Genomic DNA, 18,630 nt, shown 5'->3' with positions numbered 1-18,630 from the left:
ACTATGATTTCCGATGAAATGGGGATGCGCCGATGATAGCCGTGCTGAGAAACCGTCTGGCCCGCGGAAACGAACGTCAGCTCCAGCTTTTGCTTGCGGGATTTTTGCTTGGCAATTTAATTGCCGTCATTTTGTCCGCTTATTGGACAACCCCCCGGGAAAAGCCGGTTCCCGTTCATTATACATACGCCACGTATGCGGCGGCGAACGGAGTGAAGCTGCATGCGATGCGGACGGCTCCTGACAATATCGAGCTGAAGCACATCGTGACCAATGTGACTGCGACGGCTGATTACGGGATTAACGGAGGCTTTTTCTGGAACGGCGACCTGCTCAGCATTGCCGTTGTCAACGGCAAGCCATTGAAGGGCGAACCCAACGATTACGGCTCCGGCTGGTACAACATCGATTATCCGAAAGGAACGCTCGTCTGGGACGAAGTGACGCGGTCGTTCTCCGTGCAGGTGGCGCTGGAGGCGGGGGAGCTGCGAATGACCGATCCGAACCGCTACTGGGCGCAAGGCGGGGTCAGCATGTCGCTTGGGGCGGAGGAGCGCTGGATCGAGCAGGCGAAGAAGGAGGACATGCCGGCGTTTGACGAGCCGAGGCTGCGCTCGGGAGCGGTGTTCGACCGGCAGCAAAACCTGTGGCTGCTCGTATCGGACAAGCCGTGCACCGTCGAGCAATTCCGTCGGGCGGTGCTTGAGACGATTGCGCCGGGACGGCTGGTTGACGGTATTTTTCTGGACGGCGACGGCTCCTCGCAGATGCAGAACGGACAAGTCCGGCTTAAGGGGGACTCCCGGGAAGTGTATCAGATGTTAGCGCTCAAGTCGAAGTAAAGATGGCCGTGGGAAAGTCGATTTCCCGCGGCATTGATTTTTATTTGCATAATAAGGAAAATAGAGGTAAAAAACGAAACTTTTACGCGTATGATGCGTATTACGAATGGAGTACATAACCCTAGACGGTCAGGAGGGAAGGACATGCTTGGAGTGTATTGGGGGCTGTTGATTACCGGCGTCCTATTCGCCTTGGTGACGGTGCTGCTCGGCGATTTGCTCAGCAACGCGCTGGACGGAATGTTCGATTTCATGTCCGGCGACGTGCTTCACTGGCTGCAGCCGATGGTGCTCTTCAGCGCGATTACGGTGCTCGGCGGGGCAGGGGTGCTGCTGACGGGCTATACGTCTTTGGTCGCGGGGGCCGTCTTTGTCCTATCCCTGCTGGCCGCAGCCGCATCTGCCGTTCTGATTTACTTTGTTTACGTGAAGCCAATGGAGAGAACCGAAAATTCCGTCGCCTTCTCGATGCGGGATTTGGTCGGGCGCATCGGCGAGGTGACCGTGCCCATCCCCGCGCGGGGCAGCGGCGAGGTCTTGATGCGGATCGGCGGCGGCGTGACGAATCAAATTGCGGAAAGCTTCGACGGAACGGAGATTGCGGCAGGTCTGAAGGTTGTGACGGTGGAAGTGAAGGACGGCGCACTGCTGGTGTCTTGTCTGGACTCCAATCATTAATTACTTATCGAAGGAGCGGTGCAGATGGATGGAATAAGCGATGCCTTGTTGGTTCCCGTAATTGTCGTTGCCGTTATCGTAGTATTGGGCCTGGCGTTCTGGGCGCGGTACAAAACGGTTAGCCCGGACGAAGCGATGATCGTGACCGGTTCGTTTCTAGGCAGCAAAAACGTACTGACGGACGACAGCGGACGCAAAATCAAAATCGTACGCGGCGGCGGGTCGTTCATTCTTCCCGTGTTCCAACGGGCCGAGTTTTTGTCGCTGCTGTCGCATAAGCTCGATGTTTCGACTCCCGAAGTATATACGGAGCAAGGGGTGCCGGTACTTGCCGACGGCGTGGCGATCATCAAGATCGGCGGGTCCGTCGAGGATGTCGCTACCGCGGCGGAGCAGTTTATGGGCAAGCCTACGGAAGCGCTTAAAGGAGAGGCGCAGGAAGTGCTGGAAGGCCACCTTCGGGCCATTCTCGGTTCGATGACGGTTGAGGAAGTGTACCGGAACCGGGATCGCTTTGCACAAGAGGTTCAAGGTGTGGCGGCCAAGGATTTGAAGAAAATGGGCCTGCAAATCGTTTCCTTCACGATTAAGGACGTCCGCGACAAGCAGGGTTATCTGGAGGCGCTCGGGAAGCCGAGAATTGCCGCCGTGAAGCGGGATGCGGAAATCGCCGAAGCGGAAGCGCTTCGCGATTCGCGGATTCAGAAGGCGCGCGCCGAGGAGGAAGGGCAGAAGGCCGAGCTGCTGCGGGACACGAACATCGCCGAGGCTTCGAAGGAGAAGGAGCTGAAGGTAGCTGCCTTCAAGAAAGATCAGGATATGGCCCGCGCGGAAGCGGACCAGGCGTACCACATCCAGGAAGCACGTTCGAAGCAAAGCGTTGTCGAGGAGCAGATGCGGGTCGAGCTCGTGCGGAAGGAGCGCGAAATCGACCTCGAAGCGAAGGAGATTCTTCGCCGCGAGAAGCAGTACGACGCCGAGGTGAAGAAGAAGGCGGATGCCGACCGGTATGCGGTCGTTCAGGCGGCGGAAGCGGAGAAGGCGAAGCAGATCACGCAAGCGGACGCCATGCAGTACCGCATCGAAGCGGAGGCGAAAGCGCAGGCGGAGCAGAAGCGGCTTGAAGGTCTGGCGATTGCGGATGCCGAGCGGGCCAAAGGGACGGCGGAGGCGGAGGTGATCCGGCTGCGCGGCTTGGCCGAAGCGGAAGCGAAGCAGAAGCTCGCGGAGGCGTTCGAGAAGTTCGGCGAGGCGGCCGTTCTCGACATCATCGTCAAGATGCTGCCGGAGCTGGCGGGCAAGGTGGCCGAGCCGATCAAATCGATCGACAAGCTTACGGTCGTCGATACCGGTCATGGCGAAGGTGCGACGCGGCTCAGCAACTACGTGACGCAGCTGATGGCGACAGCGCCGGAAATGCTGAAGAGCGTCAGCGGATTGGACGTGGAGAAGCTGGTGAAAGGCTTAACGAATCGCACGAGTCAGCAGACTTCCGCGGCGAATCAACCGGCTCTCGTTCCGGCCGCTCCTGCCGATTCGACTGCAAAGCCGGAAGTGTAAGCGGGGTTAGGCGGGCAGTCCGATTTTACGCGCGGCCCGTTCTGGATTATAATGGAGAAAGCGGCACGTTTCCACGTGTGCGTATCAAGGGCGGCCTCCCGGGCCGCTTTTCTTTTCTCCGGAGGGATCACAATGCCTAAAACAAACGCTGCAAGCGTCAATTTGACGGAAGGCCCGATAGCCAAGAAGCTGCTGCTGTTTGCTCTGCCGGTGCTGTTGGGCAACGTGCTCCAGTCGTTGAACGGAACGATCAACTCGATCTGGGTTGGCAATTACCTTGGTGAGAGCGCTTTCGCTGCGACTTCCAACGCGAACAATATTATGTTTTTCCTGCTTAGCCTTGTATTCGGCATCGGGATGGCTTCCACGATTCTGATCGGACAAAGCATCGGCGCGCAAAACGAGGAGCAAGCCAAGCGCGTGGTCGGTACGAGCGCGCTGTTTTTTGTTACTTTGGCGGTGATCATCACCGCGATCGGTTTTATTTTCTCGTCACCGATTCTCGAATGGATGCAGACCCCAAAAGATGCGATGCCTTATGCCACCGCGTATTTGCGCATTATTTTTGTCGGCGTACCGTTCATGTTCTTCTACAATTTCGTGATGATGATCATGCGGGGCGCGGGCGACTCCAAAACGCCGTTCTACTTTTTGCTGCTGTCGACCGTGATCGATATTGCGCTGAATCCCGTGTTCATTTTCGGAATAGGGCCGATTCCACGCCTTGAAACGGCCGGCGCCGCCGTAGCCACGGTTATCGCCCAGTTGATAAGTCTGGTCGGCTTGATCGTCCACTTGTACCGGAGCCGTTATTTTTTGCGACTGACCCGTGCGGACCGGCGATATATTCGGCTGGACCGGCAAATTATCGTCTCGCTTGTCAAAAAAGGGCTGCCGATGGGCCTGCAAATGATGGTCGTCTCGACCAGCGCCATTGCCATCGTCAGTCTGGTGAACAGCTTCGGCTCGATGGCGACCGCAGCGTTCGGCGCGGCCATGCAGCTCTCGAGCTATGTCCAAATGCCGGCGATGGCGATCGGTGGAGCCGTGTCGACGCTGGCTGCGCAGAACGTCGGAGCGGGCAAATGGGACCGGGTGCACAAGACGACGCTGCTTGGAATTGCATTCAACTTCGTGATGACGGGCGCACTCGTCGGGTTGATTTATGTGTTCAACCGGCAAGCCCTGCAATTGTTTCTGCAGGACGAGGCGGCCATTGCCATCGGAATGAACATCAACCATATTACGCTGTGGGCGTTCGTCCTCTTCGGGATTACGTTCGTCGTCTCCGGCGTCGTTCGTTCGACCGGCGCGGTCATGGTGCCGCTGCTTACCGCCTTCCTGGCGCTCTGGTGCATCCGTGTGCCGCTGGCCTACTATTTGGGTAATACGTTCGGGCTGGAAGCGCTCTGGTGGAGCTTTCCCATCGGCTTTTGCATCAGTATTGTGATTTCCGTTGCTTACTACATGTGGGGGAATTGGCGGAGCGCCAAGATGCTGACTCCGGAGCCGGGTCAGGCGGAGTAGTTGTGATGAAAGTTTTCGTATAACGAATTCCTCCCTTGGATTCCAGAGGAACGTTATGGTAAAGTGAATTCAACTTATCCTTATGAAATCGGAGGACTTGTGCGGCGATGATATCATAACACGTTATCCTAGGAACAAATTGCAGGAATGCAAACGTTTTTCCCCGGGGAAAAGCGGACGGGATACGTGTGCCCACGAGAGTCCATTCGATACAATGACGAACGGTTAACAAGCTGCCAGGCCGGAAGGTTTTTTCGTGTGCGCCCTCGCGCTGCTTGTCCTCTCTATGCATGCATATGACCGTAAGCCCCGGGCTGCGGTTTTTTTGTTGTCATGAAACGGAGGAATGCCACAATGCTAATCGTAAAAGCAACGGATTTGCGCAAGGAATGGGATGGCACGGTTTTGTTCGAGAACGTGTCCTTTGAGATAGCCGAAGGGCAGCGCATCGCGATTTTCGGAAGAAACGGAACGGGCAAAACGACGCTTCTGAATGGATTGCTGGGTCAAACGGCGTTCGATCACGGGAGCGTGCATCGGCATGTGCCCTTGGAGGAGTGGGGATGGCTGGAGCAGCATCCTGCCGGAGTCCGGGAGAAGACGGTGCTGGACTTCGTGCTGTCCGGCTCGGAGAGTCGTTATGCGCTGAAGCTTCGGCTGGAGGGGTTGCAGCGGCGGATGAGTCAGGAGGAATCGTCGGCACTGCTGGATCAGTACGGAGAGCTGCACGAACGCTATATGCAGCAGGGCGGCTACGAATGGGAGCTTCAAGCGGAAAAATGCTTGCAGCGGGTGAAGCTTGATCCGGGCTTATGGCGGCAGCCCTTTCACTGTTTGAGCGGGGGGCAGAAAACGAGGGCGCAGCTTGCGAGACTGATGGTCCGGGAGCCGAAATTCATTGTGCTCGACGAACCGACTAACCATCTCGACGAAGAGACGTTAAGCTGGCTGGAGCAGTGGCTGCGGCAGTACGCAGGCACCGTGCTGTTCGTCTCGCACGACCGGTATTTTCTGGACCGGACGGCGTCGGCCATTTACGAGCTGACCGGACAGGGTGGCCGGCTGTACCCGGGAGGTTATTCGGATTACCGGAAGCAGAAGGACATCGAATGGCAGACGCAAGAAGCGTTGCATAAAAAGCAGGAGCAGGCCCGCGAGAAGCTTCTGGAGAGCATCCGGCGATACCAGCAGTGGTTCCATCAGGCGCATCAAGCTGCGGGACAAAACGATTTTTTACGCTCGAAGGCGAAAAAGAACGTTTCCCGGCTCAAGGCGAAGGAAGCGGCGCTCGAACGGCTTGACCGGGACCGGGTGCGGAAGCCCCGCGAGGAAGGGGGCCTGCATATGCAGCTTCAGGACCGGCCGTTTGCGGCCGGGACACTGCTGCGCATCGAGGAGGTAGGCTTTGCCTACGATGGCGGCAGACAGATCTTTCAGGCGCTGAGCGTGAGCGTCAATCGGGGGGACCGGGTTGCGGTCATCGGATTGAACGGAGCGGGGAAAACGACGCTGCTGCGGCTCATGACCGGGAGTCTAACCCCGGCCTCGGGCGAAGTTAAGCTTCATCCGCAGACGAGAATCGGTTACTTCGCGCAGGAACTCGACCAGTTGAACCCGGACGAGACGATTCTGGATAGCCTGCTGCGGCTGCCGGGTATGACCCAGTCGTCTCATGCACGGACCATTCTGGGCTGCTTTCTATTCAGCGGGGACGAGGCGTTTAAACGGATCGGCGACCTGAGTATGGGCGAGAAATGTCGGGTCGCGTTTCTCCATCTGTATTTTGGCGGGTTCAATCTGTTAATACTGGATGAGCCGACGAACTATTTGGATATCGATACGCGGGAGAAAGTTGAGGAGGCGCTGCTCGAATACCAAGGGGCGCTTGTCCTTGTTTCGCATGACCGGTACCTGCTGCAGAACATCGCAAACCGGCTGCTGATTTTGGACGGTACGGGGGCAAAAGCTTTTCCGGGAACGTATGTCGAATATATGGCCAAGCGAAGAGATGCCGATATCTCGGCGGAAAACCAGCGGCAGGAGAACGAAATCGGCCGGTTGGAGCTTAAGCTGACACAGTTGATGGCTGAGCCGGAGCCGGAGCTTGAAGCGGACCGGCAGCAGTTGATAGCCGACATCAAGCGGCTGAGCGCGCTGCTTATGAGCTTGAAACAATTGTAATCACGACGAAAAGAAGATGCCTTTCGGGACGGAATAAACCCATCCTGAGAGGCATCTTTCAGTGATAGCTGACGGATCGCCTGAAATTACATCGTTGGCACCGACTCTTTCTTGGCCATGTCCGCTTTCGTCTCCGGCTCGTTCGTCATCTGGCCGGAAGGGAACGACAATTGCAGGCTGATGCAGGCGGCGGCAGCGACAAGCGCGGCGGAGATGAAGAATGTTGTCATCAACGAGGTCGAGCTCATCAACACTCCGGCGGCTCCCGAGCCGATCAAGACGCCTCCGGTCATGAGCGGAGCCAGAATACCGTTCGTTCGTCCGATGTAATCGGCATGCACCAGCTTAATCATGAACGTGCTGAGCACGATTTGCAGGAAAGCTTCCGTAATCCCGACGAAAAAGCGCATGGAAGCCGTGACGAACACCCACCGGGACAGTACTTCAAAAGCGATCGATGCGGCCAGAATCAGCAGGCCGAGAAACATGACCGTCTTGGCGAACCGTTGAATGCGGGAGGATAGCGCTGCGGCAAGCAGCCCCCCGAGAAGCATCCCGATTCCGGAAACGGCATAGAACCATTGCAAATTTTCTTTGTGAAGGCCGAGCCGTTCGATCAGAATATAGACATCGAGCGGTTGAATGATTCCGACAGCGAGACCGATCAAAGTGAAGATAGCGGCGATAACGACCAAGTTTCGGTTCCGCTTGACGTAGCGAAAGCCCTCGGCCATGTCCTGCATGATCGTACTGTTAGCCGATTCCGTGGAACGCTCCGACGAAGGAAGCCCGATTTGGATGATTGCCGCAAGCAAAAATAATCCGATCAGCACGAACAACGAATATTGGATGCCCAGCATCGTGTAAATCGACGTGCCGATAATCGGCCCGACAATAACGAAGATCGACATCAAACCTTGCGTAATGCTGACGGCCAAGCCGACCTGCTCCTCGGGAACGTGCTTTTTGAACAGGATGGAGGAGGACGGCTGCGAGAACTGGCTGACCACCGCGGACACGATCGTCGCTACGAAGACGGCCTGCCACAGCCCTGACATCATGCACAGCGCAATGATTCCGATCGAGATCGCGCTCAAGGTATCTCCGGCGATAACCGTTTTCTTCGGGTTCCAACGATCCGCGAAGGTGCCGCCGATGAACGAGAAGATAAAGATCGGCAAATACTCGAACATCGTGAGCAAAGAGACGGCAACCGGATCGTTATTGGTCATCTCCATGACATAAAAGAGCAGGGCGATATTGCGCGTCCATATCGCAAGCTGCTGCAGCAGATCGGCGAAAGCTACGATTTGGAATACGCGGTTTCGCCATAAGGGTGGATGAGTAGGGGGGATAGGCGAATGACTCATAAATAAATCCTCCTTCATAATAAACTGACCGTCCGGTTTAATAAAGCTCGAAAAAGACGGAAACCGCTCAGTCAGGCCGAATTCCGTTCAAAATCGTGTCGATCGCCTTGCGATGAATGGCAATCAATTGGTCCATCGAATAATTCTCGTAATAAGTGGCGCTCAAGCCCCCAAGCGTTCCCATGACGATGAAAGTTAATTGCTCGGGGTCGTCTTTTTTGAATTCACCCTTATCCATACCGGCCTGCAGCACGTTCTTTACATGCTGGTGGGGGGTCTTGGCAAGCGTCAGCAAGTAGTTCAAGATGTCGGGATCGGCGGTTTGACTGCCGGAAAATTCCTCTGCCGCTTTCATGAGCGGATTTTGAAGATCGAGCGCAAAATGATCGGCCAGCGCGTATAGCCGTTCGGTTTCGCTCGTCAAGGAAGCGGACAGCTTAGTCCATTGATCTATCCATTCCTGCATGTTCTCATCCAGCAATTTCAGGAACAGGGATTCCTTGCTTTTGAAATGATAATAGATGCTGCCTTTGCTCATGCCGGAGTTCACGCGAATATCGTCAATCGACGTGGCACTGTATCCTTTTTGGACAAACAGCTCCTTGGCGGTGGCGAGTATATGTTTGCGGGTCTGTTCCGCTTCTTCGGGACGTTTGCGTGCCATCGTGCACCTCATTTATTAATCTGACCGTCCGGTCTAATTGTTAGAATAAAGGAAACGGAGCGAAATAGCAAGTCGCTCGAGAGCAAAATCATCTTTGAACATTCCGTGAACAGAATGAGCAAAATGCGCACAATGCGAATTATTCAACTTATGAGCAGAAGCTAGGCTCGTGAAAGCGCTTAATGCTACAATGACGAAGCAATCGATAAGAAAGCGCTATCAAAAAAGGTAAAACAAAAAAATAAAGTTGGAGGTCCTCACCTATGATATTGAAAACGCTATCGAACACATCTTGGAAAATCGCGCTCACCGGCATTCTGACGCTCAGTTTGACGGCATGCGGTGCGGGCGGGGGCGCTTCACAACCGAATGCCAACCCGGCAGCCTCCGGCAAAACGTCATCGTACCCCGAGAAGCCGATCGTCATCGTCGCTCCGTCCGGCGCAGGCGGCGGCTGGGACAAGACGGCGCGGTCCGTCGCCAAGACGCTGGCCGAAAGCAAGGCGGTCGGTCAGCCCATTACCGTAGAAAACAAACCGGGCGGCGGCGGCGCGGTCTTCATGGCCGAATATGCCACGAAGGACAAGAAAGACAATTACAAGCTGTTCGTCAGCTCGCCGCCGATTCTGATCAACAACTTGAAGAAGGAAGGCAACAGCCCGTACGGGTACAAGGATACGACGCCGCTGGCACAACTTACCAAGGACTACGGCGCGCTCGTGGTTAGCGCGAATTCGAAGTTTAAAGATATGAAATCGGTGATCGAAGCGCTGAAGACCGATCCGACGAAGGTAACGGTTGCGGGAGGCTCCGCGCCGGGTTCGATGGATCATCTGATTGCCGTGCTCCCGGCCTACAAGTCGGGGATCGATCCGAAGAAAGTAAAGTACGTTTCGTACGATGGCGGCGGCGAAGCGATGACCTCGCTGCTTGGCGGCAACGCGGACGTGATTGCGACCGACGCTTCCAGCGTAGGCGAATATGTCAAAGCGGGCAAAGTGCGCGTGCTGGCCGTGACGGCGCCGAACCGGCTTTCCGGCGAGCTGAAGGATGTCCCGACGCTCAAGGAGCAGGGTATCGATGCCGAATTTAACATTTGGCGCGGCATTTTCGGTCCGAAGGAAATGGGCAAGGATGAGCTTGCCTTCTGGGATGCCAAGCTGAAGGAAATGTCCGATTCCGAAATCTGGAAAAAAGAGCTTCAGGTGAACGTGTGGGAGAAAGATTACAAGAATGCGGCCGATTTCAAAGCGTTCCTCGCCCAGCAGGAATCGCAGGTGAAGGACATGCTGACGGCGCTCAGCATGGCGAAGTAAGGATAGGGAGGTTGGTCCGATGAACAAAGCATTTGACCGCACGATATCAATCGTTTTTCTCGCGGTCGGAACGGCATTCGCTTATGGCAGTTTATCGATTTCCAGCAGCGCCTACGGAAGCCACGTGGGACCGAATATCTTTCCGCTCGGCCTTGGCATTCTGCTGATACTGATCAGCTTGAGGCTATTCTACGAAACGTTGAAATACCCGGCTGCTTCTAAAGGGGAAGATCGCGGAGCGAAGCTGGATTATAAGCGGTTTCTCGTCATTTTGGCTTCTACGATCGGCTATATTATGCTGCTTGAGGAAATCGGCTATGTGATCAGTACGTTTATTTTTCTGATGATCGGCTTTCAAACGATGGAACGGGGAAAATGGTTATACTCGGCCATCATTTCCGCAGGCTTTTCCATCGGCGTCTATTACGTCTATGTCGAATTGCTGAAGGGCACTTTGCCAGGCTTGCCTTCTTGGCTGGGCCTCTGAGCGAATGCTTTCGATACGGCAATCGTTCGGATTGCTAGGGGAGGGTAAGGCTTCATGGATACGTTACAATATTTGCTCAGCGGGTTTGCTACGGCACTGATCTGGTACAACTTGCTGTTTGCCTTTGCCGGCGTGTTGATCGGGACGATGGTCGGCGTTCTTCCGGGGATCGGGCCTATCAGCGGGGTCGCTCTGCTAATCCCGGTCACCACCTCGCTTACCAGCGGGCTGCCGCCGGAAGCCGCCGCGACCAGCTCGATCATCCTGCTGGCCGGCGTGTATTACGGAGCGATGTACGGCGGCTCGACCACCTCGATCCTGCTCAATACGCCGGGGGAATCGTCCTCCGTCGTTACCGCCCTGGACGGTTATCCGATGGCGAAGCAGGGCCGGGCAGGGTCGGCGCTCTCGATTGCGGCGATCGGCTCCTTCGTCGCCGGCGTGATTTCCTTGATCGGACTGGTGCTCCTGGCCGAGCCGCTGTCGAATGTGGCGCTCAAAATGGGCCCCGCCGAAGAATTTTCGCTCATGGTGCTCGGACTGTGCGCGTTAAGCGGACTGGCCGGGAAATCGATCACGAAAGCGCTGCTGATGACCGTATTCGGCCTGGCGCTGGCGACGATCGGAATAGACGCGGTGTCCGGTGTCTCGCGCTTTACGTTTGACATTCCCGAGCTATACCAGGGCATCGAGTTCTTGACCGTCGCCGTCGGGATGTTCGCCCTCGGGGAAGTGTTCAAAACCATCCTGGAGAAAGATGCGGACACCGGCGAAATTGCTAAAATCAACCGCATCCTGCCGACGAAGCAGGACATGAAGGATAGCGCGATGCCGATTGTGCGCGGCTCGCTCGTCGGCTTCTTCAAAGGCATCGTCCCCGGCTCCGGGGCGACCTTGGCCTCGTTCCTCTCGTACCTGCTGGAGAAAAAAATCAGCAAGCATCCCGAGAAATTCGGCAAGGGCGCCATCGAAGGTGTCGCCGGACCGGAATCGGCCAATAATGCCGCTTCAGGCGGCGCGATGATTCCGCTGCTGACGCTCGGCATTCCCGGAACGGGCACGACCGCCGTGCTCATGGGGGCGCTCATCATGTACAACGTGCAGCCGGGCCCGCTGCTGTTCGAGGATCATCCAAGCATCGCTTGGGGCTTGATTGCCAGTATGTTTATCGGAAATGTCATGCTGCTGCTGCTCAACATGCCATTGGTGAAGGTGTTTGCCAAAATTATCGAAACGCCGGCGAAATACTTGATTCCGATTATCGTAACCATTTCCATCTTCGGTGTATACGCCGTACAGATGTCCGTCTTTCATTTGATGCTGCTGCTTGCGTGCGGGGTTGCCGGCTATTTTCTTTCGAAGAACGACTACCCGATCGCGCCGCTCGTGCTCGGGCTGGTCCTCGGACCGATGATCGAAAACAACATGCGGCGGGCGCTGACGATTTCAAGCGGCGATTTCTCCATCTTCGTCATGAAGCCGGTTTCCTTGGTTTTCCTGATCATCGCCGTGCTGTGGCTGGCCATTCCGTTTGTGATGAAGCTGCGCGGCAAAAAAGTGATCGTCAACGAAGAAGCGTAAAGCGGGACGAATCCGTTCCGAAATCATCCCCGGGCAGGTCCAAGCTTATTGGACTCCCGGGGCTTTGTGTCGGTGGATGCCGGATGTGGTATCATAGGAAAAAGGGGGAGTTTATGCGCTTACAAACGAAGCTGATTTTGCTCATATGCACGCTCCTTTTCTCCGTACTTACGGTAGCGGCGGGGGTTGTCGAATATATGGTGACCTCCATGATGGAAGACCAGATCGGAACCCGGGCGCTCAAGGTGGCGGAGACCGTGGCGGAAATTCCCGAAATTCGCCATGCGTTCAAGCTTGCGGAGCCGTCGTCCGTCATTCAGCCGCTTGCCGAGCAAATTCGCGAAAAGACGGGCGCCTTGTATTTGGTCATCGGCAACCGTGAAGGAATACGGTACTCCCATCCGGTACCCGAGCGGATCGGCAAAGAAATGGTCGGCGGCGACAACGGTCCGGTGCTCGAAGGCAAGTCGATCATCTCCAAGGCGGAAGGGTCCATGGGGCCTTCGCTGCGCGGGAAAGTGCCGATCCGGGCCGAGAACGGGGATGTGATCGGCATTGTATCGGTGGGCTTCCTCCTGGACGATATTAACCGATGGGACGATGTGTATCAGCAGCGGATTTTGCTGATTTCCCTCGCAGCGTTAGCCGTAGCGATGGCCGGGGCCGTCGTGATTGCGAGAGGCGTCCGGCGTTCGATTCACGGTCTGGAGCCGGAAGAAATCGGAACGCTTTACATGGAGAAAAAAGCGATTCTCGAATCGATTCGTGAAGCGATACTCGCGGTGGACCGCAACGGCTTGATCACCTTGGCGAATCAGCAGACGCTGCGCATTCTGGGGCTTCCCGACGATACCAGGCTGATCGGCAAGCCAATCCGGGAGATCGTTCCGAAATCCCGGCTGCTCACGGTGATTCGCACCGGGCAGTCCGAATTCGACGTCGAGATGATTATGCACGGTCAAGAGGTCGTTGCGAACCGGGTGCCGGTGTTCAATAGGCAAAACGAAGTCATCGGCGCCGTAGTCAGCTTCCGCAGCAAGTCGGAGGTGTATCGGCTCGCGGAGGAGCTGTCCCAGGTCAAGAGGTTCGCCGAGGGGCTGCGGGCGCAAACCCACGAATATTCCAATAAGCTGTATGTCATCTCCGGACTCATCCAGCTCGAATCGTATCAAGAGGCCGTCGAGATGATTTCCAAGGAAACGGATGTGCATCAAAATTTCATTCAGTTTATTATGCGGGAAATTCCCGACCCGGTGATCGGGGGATTGTTAATCGGCAAATATAACCGCGCCCACGAGCTGAAAATCAAGTTCGAGATCGATCCCGAAACCTCGTTCAAGGATGTGCCTGCCCGGGTTGACCGGGATCTGCTCGTGACGATCATCGGCAATTTAACGGACAATGCCATGGAAGCGCTGCTTGAATATTCTGCCGACGAAGAAAAGAAGGTGACCTTGTTTCTGAGCGATTACGGCGAAGACCTGATGATCGAATGCGAGGACAACGGTCCGGGTATCCCGGACGATTGGGCAGGGGACATTTTCCAGAAAGGCGTGTCGAGCAAGGAGGGCGAGCATCGGGGCATCGGACTTGCGCTGGTCAAGCATGCGGTGGATAAGCTCGGCGGCCGGATTTTACACGAACCGTCGGGTGAGGGCGGCACCGTGTTCTCGGTTGTCATTCCGAAACGGGTCGAACCGAAGAAAGGAGAAGGAACTTGAAGGCTGACGCTGCGAATGCGACCCCGCCGATCCGCGTGCTGATCGTCGAAGACGATGAGCGGATCGCGGAGATTAACCGGCGGTTCGTCGAGAAAGTGCCGGGCTTTGGCGTTGTTGGCATCGCGACCGACGAGCCGCAGGCGCTGGAGCTGATGAGCGTGCTGGAGCCGGATCTGGTGCTGCTCGACATTTATTTTCCGGAGACCAGCGGGCTTGAGCTGCTTCGTACCATCGGCCAGCAGCACCGGCAGGCGGACGTCATTATGATTACCGCGGCCAAAGAAGTCGAAGCCGTTCGGGAAGCGATCCGCGGCGGCGTGTTCGATTATATCATCAAGCCGGTGCTCTTCAGCAGAATGCAGGAGACGCTGCAGCGGTACGAGTCGTTCCACCGGACGATCAAGCAGTTGGGCCAAGATAACGCCTCGATCGGTCAAGATGAGATCGACCGCCTGCTTCAAGGCAGCACAAAAAAAGAAGCCCCCGGTCCGGGAGCTTCGCTGCCCAAAGGCATCGACAAGCTGACACTGGATAAAATCGTTCAAGCGATCTCCGAGGCGAACGCGCCGCTCACCGCGGAAGAAACGGCGAAGCGGATCGGCGTCAGCCGCTCTACGGCCAGACGCTACTTGGAGCATTTGGCGGAAGAAGGCAAGCTTCGCGCCGATTTGTCTTACGGAGATGTCGGCCGCCCGGAGCGGGTGTACTTCCGAAAAAATAAATGAGGTAAATGGTTTATTCCGTTAAATACTTTTCCGTCAAAATCGACAGCAGCTGGATGCCGACTTCATTGTGCCCGCCCTCGGGGATGATGAGGTCGGCATATTTTTTGGACGGCTCGATGAAGGCTTCGTGCATCGGTTTGACCGTCGTCAAATACTGATCGTACACGGATTGGATCGACCTGCCGCGCTCCTCGATATCGCGAAGCACTCGACGCAGAATCCGTACGTCCGGGTCAGTGTCCACGAACACCTTAATGTCCAGAATGCCACGAAGCTGCTCGTCCGACAACACATGGAGCCCCTCAATCATGATGATTTTGTTCGGCTTCAGTTCGACGGTATGGGTGGTTGACCGCGCATGCTTGGAAAAGTCGTAGACGGGCGCCGTCACAACCGTTTGATTTTTCAGCTGTTTCAAATGCGCGAACAGCAATTCGTTATCGAAGGCGAACGGATGATCGTAGTTGATCGATTCCCGTTCCGTGAGGGATATATGCGAGTGATCCTTGTAATAATTGTCCTGCGAAATAAACGTTACTTTGTCGGATCCGAGCCGGTCGATAACGGAGCGTGCGACCGTCGTTTTGCCCGAACCTGTGCCTCCTGCGATACCGATGATTAACATAAAGGGGAAAATGCCTCCTGCCGCGTAAGATCAAACTTCAATTTTAGTATTGTAGCACAAATGCCCTCGGAACACGAGTCCGGTCGGACGTTGTCACATATTCTTCGGAGCTTTTGGCAAAATAACGCTGTTGCCGAACATTTACAAGACGAAGGAGCGAGAACGGATGACTTTACAGACGCTGCAACAACCCGGGATGACGCTCCCGGGGTTGAAAGACAAGGTCGCAGTCGTTACCGGCGCCGGTTCCGGGATCGGCCGCGCCGCCGCGATTGCCTTGGCCAAGCAGGGAGTGAAGGTATGTCTGCTCGATCTGCTAAACGATCGCACCGAACAGGTCAAGCAGGAGCTGACGGCCATGCAGGCCCAGACGATCACGGTGGACGTGGACGTGTCCGACCCGCTGCGGGTGAAGCAGGCGATCGATACGGCAGCAGGAACGTGGGGACGGCTTGACGTCGTCTTTGCCAATGCGGGGATCAACGGCGTACTAGCGCCGATCGAGGATATGAAGCCGGAAGATTGGGACCATACGCTGTTCGTCAATCTGAAAGGGACGTTTCTGTGCGTGAAATATGCGATTCCTCATATGAAGCAAAAGGGCGGCAGTATCATCGTTACCAGCTCGATCAACGGCAGCCGCGTCTTCTCGAACTTCGGGATGTCGGCGTACAGCACATCCAAGGCGGGTCAGATCGCTTTTGCGAAGATGGCGGCGCTTGAGCTTGCCCGTTACAAAATCCGGGTGAACGCCTTGTGTCCGGGTTCGATCAAAACCCACATCAATCAAAGTACGCATCCGTCGCCGGAGTTGGAGAAAGTCAAGATCAAGGTGGAATATCCGGAGGGTAATCAACCTTTGGAGCACGGTCCCGGACAGCCGGAGCAGGTGGCGGATCTGGTCGCTTTTCTTGCGTCCGACGCATCGAGCCACATTACCGGAACGGAAATTTTCATCGACGGGGCGGAGTCGTTGATTTGACCGAACGGGACATGTAGCGCGGGGAGGCCATTTATGGTATGCTCGCTTCAAGGTCTTAGCCGTTCGGATCGGAACGTTCGAGGCAATCCGCCGAACAGCTGCCTACGGCTCTGGGAGGGGGAGAGAGCATGAACGAATTTATCAAGATCAAGGGGCTGGAGGGGGATCTGAAAATTTCTCATAAAAAGAGAGATTTCGGACTAACGGTCTCAACCAAGGAACTCGTGTTCCAAAAGCCGCATGCCAATTATCATATCAAGCTTGAAGATATTATCAGCATTTTGCCATACGAGCCGCCGTACGGCGCCCGTCCGATTACGTTCCAAAAAAGCGGCGCCTCCGGAAGCGAGACCGTCAGCATGCAATCCGGGATGCCGCATTACCGCCTGTACGTGAAAGAAGCGACGGTACATAACCGGAGCGGCATATTTCGGCTTGACGGCGTGCAATTCGTATTGCCGATACTGCGCGATTTGCTGCTTGCGATTTCCCAGTATGGCGGCCTCAAGAGCTTCACTTGACGCTGATAGCTTTTTCATATCCAGCCCTGTTACAGTGCTATCTGCGCAGGGCTTTTTTTGTGGCGAAAAAACCCGCCGGAACGGGAATTCCGCGGGTTTTGCCAAGCCGATTGCTTTTTAAATGCCTAGTCTGTCACATAAATAACGTATTCCTTGACCGGCTTTCCGTTTTTTAGCTGGATCAACAGCGAATCGCCGTGTACGGTTCCTTCCAGATACCATACGCCTTTCTTTTTGTACACTATGGCGTTATCTCCCTGTACCTTGTAGGTATACCCCGAAGCAGAGTATAACTCTCTGACTTCGCCTTTATTCATGTACCAAGGATCTTCGTAGTATGCTTGGCTTCCTGCCGATGGGGAAGCAGAAGCAGGCTCGGTTGCTGCAAAGCTCGCCGTAGGCGAGAGAGCGCTGGCGAAAACGGCTGCGGTCAAGGTTAAAACTGTGAGTGATTTTTTCATATGGCGTTCCTCCTTGATTAAGTGATGTTCGATTGACAATTGCATCATACACCAATTCATGGAAAGTTATGGATTTTTGGAACATCTTGCAGAAAAGCGGGCGCATCTTGTGAAAAGAATGTCGAATTTGCGTGTGCTAGTACTACGGATCGCAACCTAGTATAATATATAGAATGCATAAGTATTGAAGGAGGAATGATGATGAATTCGTTTGATTTTCATAATCCGACCAAAATCTTGTTCGGTGTGGGCAAGCTGGAGCAGCTGGGCGAGCAAGTAGCGGCCTGCGGCAGCAAAACGGTGCTGCTCGTTTATGGCGGCGGAAGCATCAAAAAGACCGGCCTGTACGACCGCGTCCTCACGCAGCTTGCCGATGCGGGTGTTCGAACCGTTGAGCTGCCAGGCGTCGAGCCGAATCCCCGGGTTACGACGGTGCGCAAGGGAATCGAGCTGTGCCGCGCGGAAGGCGTCGATTTGATTCTGGCCGTGGGCGGAGGCAGCGTAATTGACGCAGCCAAAGCCGTCGCCGTCGGCGTTCCGTATGAGGGAGACGTCTGGGATTTTCTGATGCGGAAAGCGAAAATCACGGCGGCGCTGCCGCTCGGCACGGTGTTGACCTTATCCGCAACGGGCTCCGAAATGAACGGCAACGCCGTTATCACGAACTGGGAAGAAAAGCTGAAGAAATCGTTCGGCAGCATTTACGCTTATCCCCAATTTTCCATTCTGGACCCGACGCTGACGTATACGGTGCCTGCGGATCAAACGGTAAACGGGATCGTGGACATGATGTCGCACGTCTTCGAGCAATATTTCAGCCTCACGCCGGACACGCCTCTGCAAGAGCGGCTTTGCGAATCGATCCTGCAAACGATCATCGAAAACGGCGAACAGGCTCTGGCCGACCCGGAGCAATACGAGGCTCGAGCGAACCTGATGCTGTGCGGCACGTATGCGCTGAACGGCGGCATGATCAGCGTCGGCGTACAGACCGACTGGGCAACGCACGCCATCGAGCACGAGGTGAGCGCGATCTATGATATTGCGCATGCGGCGGGACTTTCCGTTTTGTTCCCGAACTGGATGAAGTATGTGTACCGCAGTCGTCCGGATCGGTTCGTGCAGTTTGCCGTCCGGGTGTGGAACATCGATCCTGCAGGCAAAAGCGAAGAAGAAATCGCATTGACCGGCATCCAGGCGACGAGGGATTACTTTACGCGCATCGGCGCGCCTGCCCGTCTCGCCGATCTCGGTATCGGGGACAGCGAAATCGGTCGAATGGCAAAGGAAGCCGTCAAGTTCGGCCCGATCGGATCGTTCAAAGTGCTGCATGAGGAAGATGTGAAGGCTATTCTGCAGCTAAGCTTATAAGAGGGAAGAAGACTCACC

17 protein-coding genes are annotated in these 18,630 nt (G+C 55.5%); 13 read left to right on the top strand and 4 right to left on the bottom strand.

The window, feature by feature from the left end; translation table 11 throughout:
• The first annotated feature begins 32 nt into the window (after nucleotides 1–32).
• The 5 genes from PEL01S_RS16275 to abc-f all read left to right on the top strand — a co-directional run bounded on the left by PEL01S_RS16275 (nucleotide 33) and on the right by abc-f (nucleotide 6,788).
• The gene (locus PEL01S_RS16275; RefSeq protein WP_063180687.1) at nucleotides 33–842 is read left to right on the top strand and encodes a hypothetical protein; all 810 of its coding nucleotides are present in this window, start codon (nucleotides 33–35) and stop codon (nucleotides 840–842) included.
• A gap of 144 nt (nucleotides 843–986) precedes the next feature.
• Complete coding sequence (locus tag PEL01S_RS16270) at nucleotides 987–1,520, top strand: NfeD family membrane protein (protein WP_127461027.1); 534 nt, start codon at nucleotides 987–989, stop codon at nucleotides 1,518–1,520.
• A 24-nt stretch (nucleotides 1,521–1,544) separates the two neighbouring features.
• A complete protein-coding gene (gene floT / locus PEL01S_RS16265) occupies nucleotides 1,545–3,080 on the top strand; it encodes a flotillin lipid rafts scaffold protein FloT (RefSeq protein WP_127461026.1) in 1,536 nt (511 codons plus the stop codon).
• A 132-nt stretch (nucleotides 3,081–3,212) separates the two neighbouring features.
• Nucleotides 3,213–4,607, top strand: coding sequence for an MATE family efflux transporter (locus PEL01S_RS16260; protein WP_127461025.1), 1,395 nt, complete (start codon nucleotides 3,213–3,215; stop codon nucleotides 4,605–4,607).
• Nucleotides 4,608–4,961: 354 nt separating this feature from the next.
• The gene (abc-f, locus tag PEL01S_RS16255) at nucleotides 4,962–6,788 is read left to right on the top strand and encodes a ribosomal protection-like ABC-F family protein (protein ID WP_127461024.1); all 1,827 of its coding nucleotides are present in this window, start codon (nucleotides 4,962–4,964) and stop codon (nucleotides 6,786–6,788) included.
• Between the two features lie 86 nt (nucleotides 6,789–6,874).
• On the opposite strand, the gene PEL01S_RS16250 is transcribed toward abc-f, so the two are convergent.
• Nucleotides 6,875–8,158: an MFS transporter gene (locus PEL01S_RS16250; protein WP_127461023.1), complete on the bottom strand. Its 1,284-nt coding sequence runs from the start codon at nucleotides 8,156–8,158 to the stop codon at nucleotides 6,875–6,877.
• 67 nt (nucleotides 8,159–8,225) lie between these two features.
• Nucleotides 8,226–8,822, bottom strand: coding sequence for a TetR/AcrR family transcriptional regulator (locus PEL01S_RS16245; protein ID WP_010495378.1), 597 nt, complete (start codon nucleotides 8,820–8,822; stop codon nucleotides 8,226–8,228).
• A gap of 263 nt (nucleotides 8,823–9,085) precedes the next feature.
• On the opposite strand from PEL01S_RS16245, the gene PEL01S_RS16240 reads away from it, so the two are divergent.
• The 5 genes from PEL01S_RS16240 to PEL01S_RS16220 all read left to right on the top strand — a co-directional run bounded on the left by PEL01S_RS16240 (nucleotide 9,086) and on the right by PEL01S_RS16220 (nucleotide 14,652).
• Nucleotides 9,086–10,138, top strand: a complete 1,053-nt coding sequence (locus PEL01S_RS16240; RefSeq protein ID WP_174806956.1) for a tripartite tricarboxylate transporter substrate binding protein — start codon at nucleotides 9,086–9,088, stop codon at nucleotides 10,136–10,138.
• A 19-nt stretch (nucleotides 10,139–10,157) separates the two neighbouring features.
• Nucleotides 10,158–10,625 carry a tripartite tricarboxylate transporter TctB family protein gene (locus tag PEL01S_RS16235; protein ID WP_063180698.1) on the top strand — a complete coding sequence of 156 codons (468 nt, stop codon included), beginning with the start codon at nucleotides 10,158–10,160 and terminating at the stop codon, nucleotides 10,623–10,625.
• 54 nt (nucleotides 10,626–10,679) lie between these two features.
• A complete protein-coding gene (locus tag PEL01S_RS16230) occupies nucleotides 10,680–12,206 on the top strand; it encodes a tripartite tricarboxylate transporter permease (RefSeq protein WP_127461022.1) in 1,527 nt (508 codons plus the stop codon).
• A 113-nt stretch (nucleotides 12,207–12,319) separates the two neighbouring features.
• Nucleotides 12,320–13,927 carry an ATP-binding protein gene (locus PEL01S_RS16225; RefSeq protein WP_063180706.1) on the top strand — a complete coding sequence of 536 codons (1,608 nt, stop codon included), beginning with the start codon at nucleotides 12,320–12,322 and terminating at the stop codon, nucleotides 13,925–13,927.
• A complete protein-coding gene (locus PEL01S_RS16220) occupies nucleotides 13,924–14,652 on the top strand; it encodes a response regulator (RefSeq protein WP_063180708.1) in 729 nt (242 codons plus the stop codon). The genes PEL01S_RS16225 and PEL01S_RS16220 overlap by 4 nt, the downstream gene beginning before the upstream one ends.
• 10 nt (nucleotides 14,653–14,662) lie before the next feature.
• Here PEL01S_RS16220 and udk read toward each other — a convergent pair whose 3' ends face one another.
• Entirely contained in the window at nucleotides 14,663–15,277 is a 615-nt protein-coding gene (udk, locus tag PEL01S_RS16215; protein ID WP_063180710.1) for a uridine kinase, read from the bottom strand.
• A gap of 166 nt (nucleotides 15,278–15,443) precedes the next feature.
• On the opposite strand from udk, the gene PEL01S_RS16210 reads away from it, so the two are divergent.
• Together PEL01S_RS16210 and PEL01S_RS16205 are read left to right on the top strand one after the other, a co-directional pair.
• Nucleotides 15,444–16,259, top strand: coding sequence for an SDR family oxidoreductase (locus PEL01S_RS16210; protein ID WP_082866905.1), 816 nt, complete (start codon nucleotides 15,444–15,446; stop codon nucleotides 16,257–16,259).
• Nucleotides 16,260–16,387: 128 nt separating this feature from the next.
• Nucleotides 16,388–16,780: a hypothetical protein gene (locus PEL01S_RS16205; RefSeq protein WP_063180712.1), complete on the top strand. Its 393-nt coding sequence runs from the start codon at nucleotides 16,388–16,390 to the stop codon at nucleotides 16,778–16,780.
• Nucleotides 16,781–16,905: 125 nt separating this feature from the next.
• On the opposite strand, the gene PEL01S_RS16200 is transcribed toward PEL01S_RS16205, so the two are convergent.
• Complete coding sequence (locus PEL01S_RS16200) at nucleotides 16,906–17,241, bottom strand: hypothetical protein (protein ID WP_063180714.1); 336 nt, start codon at nucleotides 17,239–17,241, stop codon at nucleotides 16,906–16,908.
• 201 nt (nucleotides 17,242–17,442) lie between these two features.
• On the opposite strand from PEL01S_RS16200, the gene PEL01S_RS16195 reads away from it, so the two are divergent.
• Nucleotides 17,443–18,612 carry an iron-containing alcohol dehydrogenase gene (locus PEL01S_RS16195; protein WP_063180716.1) on the top strand — a complete coding sequence of 390 codons (1,170 nt, stop codon included), beginning with the start codon at nucleotides 17,443–17,445 and terminating at the stop codon, nucleotides 18,610–18,612.
• Nucleotides 18,613–18,630 lie beyond the last annotated feature (18 nt).

The sequence above is a fragment of the Paenibacillus elgii NBRC 100335 genome, assembly GCF_004000865.1.
Taxonomy (GTDB): domain Bacteria; phylum Bacillota; class Bacilli; order Paenibacillales; family NBRC-103111; genus Paenibacillus_G; species Paenibacillus_G elgii.
The sequence above is the reverse complement of the archived record's forward strand: the minus strand, read 5'-3'. Positions and strand labels throughout refer to the sequence as shown.